Source organism: Mycoplasma sp. HU2014, from assembly GCF_001199495.1.
GTDB lineage: Bacteria > Bacillota_I > Bacilli_A > Mycoplasmatales > Mycoplasmataceae > Mycoplasma.
Window position 1 is genome coordinate 1 of sequence record NZ_LFYS01000045.1, and the last position, 11,799, is coordinate 11,799.

13 protein-coding genes and 1 pseudogene are annotated in these 11,799 nt (G+C 25.0%); 9 read left to right on the forward strand and 5 right to left on the reverse strand.

Annotated elements, in window-relative coordinates; translation table 4 throughout:
• The 4 genes and pseudogenes from AB668_RS02480 to AB668_RS02490 form a co-directional block, all read right to left on the reverse strand.
• Positions 1-571: pseudogene (locus tag AB668_RS02480) on the reverse strand (hypothetical protein); the annotation flags it as partial.
• Positions 559-753 carry a DNA cytosine methyltransferase gene (locus tag AB668_RS06100; RefSeq protein ID WP_082160322.1) on the reverse strand — a complete coding sequence of 65 codons (195 nt, stop codon included), beginning with the start codon at positions 751-753 and terminating at the stop codon, positions 559-561. The gene AB668_RS06100 and the pseudogene AB668_RS02480, both read right to left, overlap by 13 nt.
• Positions 711-941 (reverse strand): hypothetical protein, encoded by a 231-nt coding sequence (locus tag AB668_RS02485; RefSeq protein WP_050517477.1) that lies wholly within the window; start codon positions 939-941, stop codon positions 711-713. The genes AB668_RS06100 and AB668_RS02485 overlap by 43 nt, the downstream gene beginning before the upstream one ends.
• A gap of 28 nt (positions 942-969) precedes the next feature.
• Positions 970-1,191, reverse strand: coding sequence for a hypothetical protein (locus tag AB668_RS02490; RefSeq protein ID WP_050517478.1), 222 nt, complete (start codon positions 1,189-1,191; stop codon positions 970-972).
• Between the two features lie 149 nt (positions 1,192-1,340).
• Here AB668_RS02490 and dnaX point away from each other — a divergent pair, with 149 nt between their 5' ends.
• From dnaX to ftsH, 8 genes are all read left to right on the forward strand, one after another.
• Complete coding sequence (dnaX, locus tag AB668_RS02495) at positions 1,341-3,260, forward strand: DNA polymerase III subunit gamma/tau (protein WP_050517479.1); 1,920 nt, start codon at positions 1,341-1,343, stop codon at positions 3,258-3,260.
• Between the two features lies 1 nt (position 3,261).
• The gene (gene recR / locus AB668_RS02500; RefSeq protein ID WP_050517480.1) at positions 3,262-3,852 is read left to right on the forward strand and encodes a recombination mediator RecR; all 591 of its coding nucleotides are present in this window, start codon (positions 3,262-3,264) and stop codon (positions 3,850-3,852) included.
• A gap of 3 nt (positions 3,853-3,855) precedes the next feature.
• Positions 3,856-4,473 carry a dTMP kinase gene (tmk, locus tag AB668_RS02505; protein WP_050517481.1) on the forward strand — a complete coding sequence of 206 codons (618 nt, stop codon included), beginning with the start codon at positions 3,856-3,858 and terminating at the stop codon, positions 4,471-4,473.
• Position 4,474: 1 nt separating this feature from the next.
• Positions 4,475-5,218 (forward strand): DNA polymerase III subunit delta', encoded by a 744-nt coding sequence (locus tag AB668_RS02510; protein WP_050517482.1) that lies wholly within the window; start codon positions 4,475-4,477, stop codon positions 5,216-5,218.
• Positions 5,218-5,940, forward strand: a complete 723-nt coding sequence (locus AB668_RS02515; RefSeq protein WP_050517483.1) for a tRNA1(Val) (adenine(37)-N6)-methyltransferase — start codon at positions 5,218-5,220, stop codon at positions 5,938-5,940. The genes AB668_RS02510 and AB668_RS02515 overlap by 1 nt, the downstream gene beginning before the upstream one ends.
• Positions 5,941-6,004: 64 nt before the next feature.
• Positions 6,005-6,829: a MurR/RpiR family transcriptional regulator gene (locus AB668_RS02520; protein WP_050517484.1), complete on the forward strand. Its 825-nt coding sequence runs from the start codon at positions 6,005-6,007 to the stop codon at positions 6,827-6,829.
• A gap of 12 nt (positions 6,830-6,841) precedes the next feature.
• Positions 6,842-8,059 (forward strand): tRNA lysidine(34) synthetase TilS, encoded by a 1,218-nt coding sequence (gene tilS / locus AB668_RS02525; RefSeq protein WP_050517485.1) that lies wholly within the window; start codon positions 6,842-6,844, stop codon positions 8,057-8,059.
• Between the two features lie 143 nt (positions 8,060-8,202).
• Positions 8,203-10,278, forward strand: a complete 2,076-nt coding sequence (ftsH, locus tag AB668_RS02530) for an ATP-dependent zinc metalloprotease FtsH (protein WP_050517486.1) — start codon at positions 8,203-8,205, stop codon at positions 10,276-10,278.
• Positions 10,279-10,299: 21 nt separating this feature from the next.
• Here ftsH and AB668_RS02535 read toward each other — a convergent pair whose 3' ends face one another.
• Positions 10,300-11,199: an ABC transporter ATP-binding protein gene (locus AB668_RS02535; RefSeq protein WP_050517487.1), complete on the reverse strand. Its 900-nt coding sequence runs from the start codon at positions 11,197-11,199 to the stop codon at positions 10,300-10,302.
• Between the two features lie 163 nt (positions 11,200-11,362).
• Between AB668_RS02535 and AB668_RS02540 the strand changes: the two genes are divergently transcribed.
• On the forward strand, positions 11,363-11,799 hold a 437-nt coding region (locus AB668_RS02540), incomplete at its 3' end, for a hypothetical protein (RefSeq protein WP_152908034.1).

An 11,799-nucleotide genomic window follows, 5' to 3' on the forward strand; every position in this document is an offset into this window, starting at 1 on the left:
AAAAAATGGTGTTGTCTTTATTGCTAAATTTTTCTTCCATATCATAAATATTAAGTTTATGTAAAATACTCAAAGAACGTTTTATAGGAAATATATAACCTACTTGATCTGGTATATTTTTACCATTGCTAACCCCTTTATCTCCTATAATAACCCCAGTTTTTATATTAGTTTTTTCTAAAAAATCAGGAAAACTAGTAAAATCAACGCAATTACCACGATATGGTAAAGAACAAATTATATCTTTTGTTGTTATATTAAAAGCAGTAACGATTGATATATTTTTTGTATTTTTAATTCTCGATTTATATGATAAAGAACCAAATGATGTTATTTTACTATTGTAATTTTTAAGCATACCATCAATAGCAACAAGGTCATTTGCATTTGTTTTTTCAACCCTTTTTCTAATAAATTCAATAATTTTATTGGTGTCACAACCAAGCTTGTAAATAAAATTTGAAACGGTACTTTTTGATAATTTTATATTTGGAAAATCTACTGATAAAAATGATTCTTCATAATATTTCTCTATTAAAGAATCATTTGCATCTGGATTTAATGTTTTCATAATAGCAAGACTTTTGGTAGTCTATCTTTATTATTTTTTAAAATTCTTTCAACTTCAAAAAGCAAACCTGATCTAGTTTGTTTTGTTATACCTTTTTGTGCACCTTGTTGAGAAATATCTTGACAAGGAAAAGAATAAGTTAAAATATCAATATCTTTAGGAAGAATATCAATCTTTTTAATATTTGTATAAGATTCCCCCCGTGGATATCTATATTGATTTTTTTAGCTAAATATTTTTTATTAACAAAACCAAAAAGATAGGGAAAAATTCTTCTTAGTTTTTCTTCATTCATTGTTGAAAAATAATTTTCTCTTACTGGTTTTTTTGAATCTGCAGATCAAGAATAATCTGATAATAATTTAATCATTTCTTGCTTAGATAAATTGTTTTCACTTTTAATTTGGCCATAATGTATTTACATTTTTATGAGAAAGTATTATCTCCTTTCCGGTATTTATAAAATCAAGATATTCTTTCTTATATCTTTTTATAGTAGAAACAGATTTATTAAATTGCTTTGCTATTGATAAACATGATCTTTTAGGATCTTTTGCAAAGATATCTAATATACATTTTTTAATTTCTGCATATGACTTATTGTCTAAAATAGTAAACATTCTAACCTCCTTTACCAATTATATGTTTTGGATCCAAAACATATAATTGGTAAGGTATCATTTTGTTTGATATTCCAGAAAACAATTATTGTTGTAAGTTTAAGTTCTTAATATAAGGTAAAATATATATAGTAATTAAGAGGTAAAACATGGAAATAAATAAACAATCTTTATATAGGATTTACAGACCAAAAGATTTTAATAGTGTAGCAGGACATAAAAATGTTATTGAAATATTAAAAAAACAAATTAGTGACAATAAAATAAGTCACGCTCTTTTATTCGCTGGACAAAGAGGAACTGGAAAAACTAGTGTTGCAAGAATATTTGCAAAAACTATTAACTGTTTAGAACTGGATCAATCTAAGGCTTGTGATAAATGTACTAATTGTATTATGGCTAATGAAAATAGAAGTTCAGATATCATTGAAATTGATGCTGCTTCAAATAATGGTGTTGATGAAATAAGAGATATTAAAAACTCTGTTGCTACTTTACCATTAAATAGTAAATATAAAATCTATATAATTGATGAAGTTCATATGTTAACTAAACAAGCATTTAATGCATTATTAAAAACATTAGAAGAACCACCAATTCATGCTGTTTTTATTTTAGCTACAACTGAATTTAGTAAAATTCCTCAAACAATATTATCAAGATGTCAAATATTTAATTTTTCTAAAATTGACAAGCAATCTTTAACTAATAGATTAAACTTTATAGTTAGTCAAGAAGGTTGTGAAATAGATAAAGAAACTTTAGATGAAGTTTATTATTTATCAGAAGGTTCATTAAGAGATGCAATTAATATCATTGAACAATTAATTTTAGTAAGTGATAAAAAAATAACAATTAATAATTTAAAATCAATCTTTTTAATAGCTACAAAAAAAGAACAACTTCAAATAGTAAAAAGTACTTTAAATAATAACTCTGAATTTATTATTTCTTATTTTGAAAAAGCTAATAATCAAGGTATGAACTGAGATGTTTTTGCTTTAGGTATTATTGAAATAATTAAAGAAATTGTTGAATACAAATTAACTAATGGTTTTGATTTTTTAAATGTCTTAACACAAGATGATGTAAGATGATTTGATAATTCTAATATAAAAGATATTTTTAAATTAGCTGATAATTTAGCTGATGCTTATTCAAAAACTAAAAACTCAAACATTAGTTATAACTATTTATTGTTAAGTTTATTAAAATCAATAAATAAAGATATTTCTATTCAAAATAATATTGATATCATTGATGAAAATAAAATCAAAAATAATGATATTAATAGAATAAAAAACGATATTCAAATAGAAGAAATAATTCTTGAAACAAAAGAAATAAATAAAACATCTGAAGAAGAAAAAACAGTTGTTATTGAACAACAAACAATAGAAATAGAACAAGTTGAACAACAACCTATCACTTCATTTTATGAAACAAAAATTGATATAATAGAAAACGATTTAATTGATAAAGAATGTTTTAAATTGATTGAATTAAAATCTAAATTAAATTCATATTTATTAGATGTGATTTCTATGAAAAATAATTCAACATTTGACAATATGGATCTAATTAATTTCTTAACTGGAACAAGAGATTTTAAAGGTGAAAAATTAAAAGTAGATAAATTATTTAGTGAATTATTTGCAACTGATGAATTTGATAATTTATTAAATAAAAATCATGCTAATAATTTGTACATGCTATTAGATACAAAATTAATGGCTTTAACTGATAGTGCAATAATTTTAAAAACTCAATCAAATAGTCAAGCAAATTTAATTAACAATTTAATGTTAGATGAAAAAGTTTTGAATAATATCTATTCATGATTCAAAAAACATTACTTTATATTTGCAATTGATGATAATAAAAAAGATGAAATAATGATGATCTTTAAAGATTTAAAATCCAAAAATAAATTATCTGAATATCAAGAAAAAACTTTCGATGAAATTAAAAATAAATATATAAAAAATAATAAAAAAGTTTCACATAATAATGAGTTAATTCAAAAAGCAAAAGCACTATTTGATGATGATTTTATAATAGGTGATTAATATGTCTGAAATACTATTTGACAAAATCGTTGATATTGTAAAAAATAACAAAGGACTAACTAAAAAAACTACAGAAAGATTATTAGTAGATCTATTAATTAATCAAAATAATTTAGATCAATTTATTAATCAGTTAAATATATTAAAACAAAATATAAGTATATGTCAGATTTGTAGTTATTTAGCTGAAAACAACCAATGTTTAGTTTGTAGTTTAACTAATAGAGATAAAAACTTAATTTGTGTTGTATCAAATATATTAGATGCTAAAAATATAGAAGATATTAATAAATTTAAAGGTGTTTATCATATCTTAAATGGAGAAATTGATTTAAATAAAAACATCTCTCCAAATAAATTAAACATTAATAAACTATTAGAAAGAATTAACAAAAACACTGAAATTATATTAGCTTTAAACGCAACATTTCAAGGAGAAGTCACAGCTAATTATTTAAACAAATTATTAAGCGAAAAAAATATAAAAGTAACTAGAATTGCAAAAGGAATACCGATGGGTGCAAGTTTAGATTATATGGATGAATTCACTTTAGAAAGCGCATTTAATAATAGAAAAAAATATGGAGAATAAATCATGTTTATAACATTCGAAGGAATAGATGGTAGTGGCAAAACTACAACAATTTTAAAAGTTAAACAAGAGCTAGAAAAAAGAGGATATAAAGTTTTAGTAACAAGAGAGCCGGGTGGTGAACGTATTGCTGAACAATTACGACAAATCATTTTAGATAATAAAAATGAATCAATGCATTCTTGAACTGAAGCTTTATTATTTATTGCAGCAAGAAAAGAACATTTAGAAAAAGTAATTAAACCAGCTTTAAAAGATGGTGTTGTTGTAATTTCAGATAGATTTATGGATTCAACTAGTGCTTATCAAGGGAATGCTAGAAATATTGGTGTTGAAAATGTTGATCATATTCAAGCTATTATTTTAGGTGAGTGTAAACCTGATTTAACTTTATTTTTTGATATAAAACCTGAAATTGCTGAATCACGAATGAACATAAGAGGAGAAGAAATTAAAAACCGTTTAGATAAAGAAAAAATGGATTTTAAAGAAAAAGTTTATCAAGGTTATAAAACATTAGTTAAAAATAATCCTAAGAGAATTAAAGAAGTTGATGCTTCTAAAACAATTGATGAAGTTAGTGATCAAGCATTAAAATTAATTTTAGAAAATTTAAAATAATATGAAAAAAGAAGAAGTTTTAAAAAGATTAAAAAAAATGGTCGATAATAACAACTTATTTGCTAATACTATATTGAATAGTAATGATAATCAAATAAGTATGCAAATGGCTAGTGAAATCATAGCTTATATGTTTTGTAAGAATTCTGATCATTTAGATTTAAATAAATTAAAAAAACAAATACTAGAAGATAAAAATATTGATGTTTTTCAAATTGGAGATAGCCATAGTGCTATTACTAATCAACAAGTTCATGAGTTAATTGAAAAAATGAGTATGTCTTCAACTGGAGAACAAAATATTAAATTTTTTATTATAAAAAATGCAGAAAATTTAAAAAATACTTCAGCTAACTCAATACTAAAATTCTTAGAAGAACCACCAATTAATACCTATGGATTTTTGCTAACCAATAACTATAGTGAAATAATAACCACCATTCTATCTAGATGTCAGTTAGTTAATATTGAAAATCAGCAAATAGTATGTGAACAATTAAATGATTTTGAAGAATTATTAATCAAAAAAAATAAAGGCGAAATTCTATTATTTGGATCAAAACTAAAATCAATGAATAGAAACGATCAAATAAAATTAATAACTGATGCTTATCATAGAACTATAGTTCATAAATTTCATAATCTTATTGAAATGACTTTAGAAGTTTTAGATGACCTAAAATTTTTACCAATAACAAATATATCTATTGATAATTATTTAATTAGAATTGTTGAGGAAATATAATGAAAGTATTAAATGATTTATTAGGTTATAAAAATAGAAAATTATATCAACATAATAAAATGTTTAACTTTACTTTAGATAGTATTTTAGTAGCACGATTTGCAAATCTAACAGGTAAAAGAAAAATGATTGCAGATTTTGGAACCAATAATGCAGTAATTCCCTTAGTTTTAAGTAAATATACTAGTGCTAAAATTGTTGGAGTTGAAATTCAACAGCAAGCTGTTGAAATAGCAAAAGAAAATGTTGAATTAAATAATTTAAGTAATCAAATAGGGATAGTGTGTTCAGATATAAAAGAATTTGCAAAAACTCATAATCAAGTTTTTGACTTAATAGTTTGTAATCCGCCATTTTTTAAAATGGATGGAAAACCTAAATTAAAAGAAATTTCTCAAGAAGTTGTAAATGCTAGACATGAAGTTTTAATAACATTAGAAGAAATAATTTATTGTGCAAGTAAATGTTTAAAAAATAAAGGTAATTTCACAATAGTTCATCGTGCAGAAAGAACTGGAGAAATTATTAATTTATTTTACAAATATAACATATATCCAAAAAGAATGATGCTAGTTCAATCTAAAGCGAATCAAGAAGCAAAAACTGTTTTAATTGATGGAATATATCAAGGAAATGAAGGTATGCAAATACTACCAACCTTAGTCACTCATAACGCTGATGAAACATATACAGATGAACTGTTGAAGTACTTTCATGATTAACTTAGAGATATAACATTTTTAGATTGTGTTGTATTATATAAGTAAGAAAAAGAGGCAAATTACTATGAATGTAACAAGTGTTATTTTTAAACTAAGAGAACTGGCAAAAGAACCAGAAAGTAATATTGGACTAACAAGTAAAACAATTTTAGATAACATGCATTTAGTTGCTAATTTTAATATTTCTAAGGTTGCTCAAATTACTTATACTTCTCCCGCTACTATTACTAGATTTTGTCAAAAATATTTAAATCTATCAGGTTTTAGCGAACTTAAAACTCTTATCAGGGTTTATTTAATTGAAGAACAATTGAATTCAGATCCTAAAACACATACTAAAAAGAATGAGTTTAACTATGATGAAATAACTAATGCAATTAACTTAACAGATAGTTTAATTGATGTGGATGAAGTGGATAAAATTGTTGAAGCAATTTTTAAAACTAAAACTGTATGTATTGTTTCTCAAGATTCAAGCATAAGTTATATTGCAAGCGATCTATATGAAAAAATGAGTTTAATAGGAATACCGCCGATTGTTATTAAACAACAAGAAACATTAGATTACTATTCAAAAATATCTGATGAAAACTGACTTTTTATTGTGATTTCTCATTTCGGTGAAAATATTTCTGTTAAAAAGATGATAGAACAAATTCACAACAATGGTTCATTTGTAGCATTAGTTTCTATGAATAATTCAACTGCATTTTCAAAAGTTGCTGATTGTTGAATTAAATATGCTCCAACAGATCAAGACCCGTTACAAAAAATTAAATATTCTTCTATGTTTTCATTGCTTTATGTAACACAAGTTTTATTCACAAGTATAGTTAAAAAAGATAAAAAACGTTTCGAAAAAATCTCAAAAATTCTAAAAATAAATTAGGAAACACTTGCTATGAATAATTTAAATATTGATAGTACAAAAAAATATTTAGTTGCTGTTTCTGGTGGTTCTGATAGTATTTTTTTACTAAATAACATTTTAAAAAAAATTGATAAGAAAAATATCATAGTTTGTCATGTAAATTACAATTTTAGAGTTGATTCAAATATTGATCAAAAAATTGTACAAGACTTTTGTTTAGAACATAATTTAAAACTAGAAATCTTAAATGTAAATCAAAATTATTTAGAATTAAAAACTAATTTTGAATCATGAGCAAGAACTTTAAGATATGATTTTTTCAATGAAATTGCAAATAAATATAATATTTTTAACTTATTAGTTGCTCATAATTTAAATGATTTGATTGAAACATACCTTTTACAAAAACAACGTAATAATCAAGTTAATTACTATGGTTTAAAAACCCAATCTAAATATAAAGATATGAATATTCATCGAATAATGTTAGATATTAAAAAATCATATATTCTCAATTATTTAGATAATCACAATATTAAATATGCAATTGATTCAACTAATTTAGATAATAAGTATGAAAGAAATAAAATTAGATCTACTCTAAATGAAGATGATTTTAATACTTTATTAGAAGAAATTAAAACAAAGAATCAACAGCTAGATAAAATTAACAAAATTGTAGATAAATATTTAAAAAACAATCTTGTTAATGATGAACTTGAATTAAATAAAGATCTGTTTTCTTTAGAACATAATGTTATACAAAGAATTATTTATAACTATTTTAAAGTTATTAAAAAAGAAGAATTATTATTAAATAGAAGTAATAAAACTATTGTTGAAATAACTAAAACATTAGTAAATTCAAAAAAGAATTTTTGAAAAATAACTTTAAATGAATATAGTCTAATTAAAGATTATGATAAATTATTTTTAATTTCTAATGAGTTATTAAAACCTAGAACATTAATTATTAATAATTTAGATGATTTAATTAATCAGACTATGTTTGAAAATATCAACCAAATAGAACAAATTATTTTTAATCAAAGAGATTTTAGCTACATAATTACTAATGATTATGAAAAATATAAATTAGAAACAACAATTGACAATAAAAAAACTAACCGATATTTAATAGATAGAAAGATTAGATATAAATCTCGAATATTAAATCCTATTGTTTATAATAAAGATAAAAAAATAATCTTAAATAAAATTAAAAAATACTATTTAACAAACAACTAGAATAAGTTTTCAACTTTATTGTTTTTAGTTAAAAAATAACAGAAAATTTTGTTTAGAAAGCAAAATTTAGGTTCGTTAGTTTTTAAAATGTGAATGTGATAATATTATTATATTGTATAGGTATTTTTAGAGGGGAGAATATCATGGATAAGAAAAAAAGAAAACCTAGTTTATGGTTTTGAGTTATTCTGATACTAGCTGTTATTTTAATATTTACTATTGTTAGTACAACAGCAGCAGGAACTACCCAAAGTCTTACTCTAGATCAGTTGTATGAAAAAGCACAAGCCGGTAAAGTTGATAACATTACATTGCAAAAATACATATATGGAACTGACATAATAAGTGGATGATATCAATCTGAAGGTGGTTGAATAAAATTTGTTGTTAATACAAGCGATCTTGCTATTAATTCAATAACAGATCAAAATTTTAAAAACTTAATTTTAAATTCAAACACTATAGTTTACAATAACACTTCAGTTGTTTCGTTCATATCATCATTACTACCAATGCTTATCTTGATTTTATTCTATATTGGTTTATTTTACTTTATGTTCAAAGGTGGTGCGGCTGGTGGTGCAGCTGGAGCTAACGGTTTATTTGGAATGGGTAAAAATAAAGCAAGAAAAGAAAAATCAAAAGTTAGATTTAGTGATGTTGCAGGTATTGAAGAAGAAAAAGGTGAATTAATTGAGTTAGTTGATTATTTAAAACAACCAGCTAAATATGCTTCAGCTGGAGCAAGAGCGCCAAAAGGTGTTTTAATGGAAGGTCCACCAGGAACAGGTAAGACTTTACTTGCTAAAGCAGTTGCTGGAGAAGCGGGAGTTTCATTCTTCTCAATTGCAGGCTCTGAATTTGAAGAAATGTTTGTTGGGGTTGGTGCCAGCCGTGTTAGAGAAATGTTTAACGAAGCTAAAAAATCTGCTCCAGCAATCATCTTTATTGATGAAATTGATGCTGTAGGACGTAAACGTAATGTAGGAATTGGAACAGGAACAAATGAACAAACATTAAACCAATTGTTAGTTGAAATGGATGGATTTGAAACTAACTCAGGAATTATTGTTATGGCAGCAACTAACCGTGTTGATGTTTTAGACCCAGCATTATTAAGACCAGGACGTTTTGATAGAGTTATTCAAGTATCTCTACCAGATATTAAAGAACGCGAACAAATCTTAAAATTACATGCAAGAAATAAAAAAGTTGATTCAAGTGTTGATTGACATAGAGTCGCTGAAAGAACTCCAGGGTTCTCAGGAGCACAACTTGAAAACGTTTTAAATGAAGCTGCTATTTTAATGGTTAGAGAAGGAAAATCAGTTATCTCTATTACTGAAATTGATGAAGCTATCGATAGAGTTGTTGGCGGTCCTGCTAAAAAATCTCGTGCTATGACAATGCATGATAAAGATATTGTTTCATACCATGAATCTGGTCACGCTTTAATTGGATTAAAATTAGAAAGCGCATCTAAAGTACAAAAAGTTACAATTATCCCACGTGGTAATGCAGGTGGTTATACAATTATGACTCCTAAAGATGAAACATTATTCTCATCTAAAAATGATTTATATGCAATGATTGCTGGTTACTTAGGTGGTCGTGCAGCTGAAGAAATTAAATTTGGAAAAGATAATGTTACAACAGGAGCTCATGATGACTTTGATAAAGCTACAACCATAGCAAAAAGAATGGTAATGCAATTTGGTATGTCTGATTTGGGTATTACTAAACTTTTAACAATGGCTGATGAAGCTTATGGTAAAACTGAAGGAAGTTATTCTGAACAAACAGCTGCAAAAATTGATGCTGAAGTATCTAGAATTTTGGATGAATCATATAAATTAGCTATTAAGATAATTAAAGAAAACATGGATACTTTAGAATTGCTTGCTGAATCTCTAAGAGTACTAGAAACTATTACAGCTGAACAAATCGATTACATTAATAAAAACAAAAAATTACCTGAAGCGGTTTTAATTGAAAAAGAAAAATATGCTAAAGAACAAGAAAAAATCAAAGAAGGTAAAATTATTGAATTAGATATTAATGATATTAAAAAAGAACAAGAACAAGAAAAAGTTGAAGAAGTTTCTTCTGAAGAAGTAAAAAAACCTAGAAGAAAATCAACTTCAACAAAAGCTAAAAAATCTGAAAAAGTATCAGAAGATTCAAAAGAAGATAATAAAGACAAAGAAAAAGAGGAATAATTCCTCTTTTTGTTTATTAAATTATGATCAATCAATTGTTTGTGGATCAGCTGGATTAGCGTTATGCTCTAAACTATCAATAACACCGTTTCTGATATGAATAACAGTATTAGCGATTTTAGCAATGTTAGGGTTGTGAGTAACAACAATAATTGTTGTTTTGTATTCTCTATTAACTTTAACTAAAATTTCAAGAACCTTACGTCCCATTTCTTCATCTAACGCTCCAGTAGGCTCATCGGCAAATAGAATATCAGGGTTTTTAGCTAACGCTCTGGCGATAGAAACACGTTGTTGTTGTCCCCCTGACATTTGGTGAGGGTATTTGTTCATTTGTTCTTTCATACCAATTGTTTCAAAGATTTCTTCAATTGACATTCCCCCTTTATTTTTGGCTAAGTTTTCTGCAACTTCAGCGTTTTCTTTAGAAGTTAAGTTTGTTAGTAAGTTATATTGTTGGAAAACAAATCCAACATTTCTTCTTCTAAATTTAGTCATATGAGAATCTTTTAATAATGTTAGGTTAGATCCAAGAATGAATACGTCTCCTTCAGTTGCTTTATCTAGTCCTGAAATTATGTTTAAGAATGTAGTTTTTCCTGATCCAGATGGTCCTAAAATAACAATAAAATCAGATTTATCTAATTTAACATCAATACCTTTTAATACTGGAGTTTCTAGATCTCCTGTAATATAAGATTTTCTAACATTTTTTAACTCAATAATGTGTTTATCTAAATTAGGAACATGATTTTGAGTTGTCACAACAAGACCATTATCCAAAATTTCTTTTGAATATTTACTTGTTAATTTCTTTTGAAGTTTTAATTTTTGTTTTAAACCTTTAACACCTGGTTCAAACTCTTCTGATTGTGTAATGTTAATAAAATCACGATCATTTATTTTCTTTTTATTTTCCATGAGTGCTCCTTTATTTTAATTTAAAACAATGTCTTATTAATTTTAGCATATGTTTATTAATGATTGATTAATTTAAAAGTTTTGTCTGGAATATCAAACAAAATGATACCTTACCAATTATATGTTTTGGATCCAAAACATATAATTGGTAAAGGAGGTTAGAATGTTTACTATTTTAGACAATAAGTCATATGCAGAAATTAAAAAATGTATATTAGATATCTTTGCAAAGGATCCTAAAAGATCATGTTTATCAATAGCAAAGCAATTTAATAAATCTGTTTCTACTATAAAAAGATATAAGAAAGAATATCTTGATTTTATAAATACCGGAAAGGAGATAATACTTTCTCATAAAAATGTAAATAACAAGAATGCGCAAAAATATAGTGATGAAACAATATACAACTTGGGTGAAGTTTATCAAGGAGAAATGAAAATAACAGGAGGAGAGAACAATAACAGTAGTTGTTCATTTTTGACGTTGAAAAATTATCATAGTTGTTTAAAAGAAAAATTTGGTTATAAGATTTCATATTCTAATTTAGATAAAAGATTAATAAAACAGGGTTTTGCTAGTGCATACTGTAAGAGAAAAAC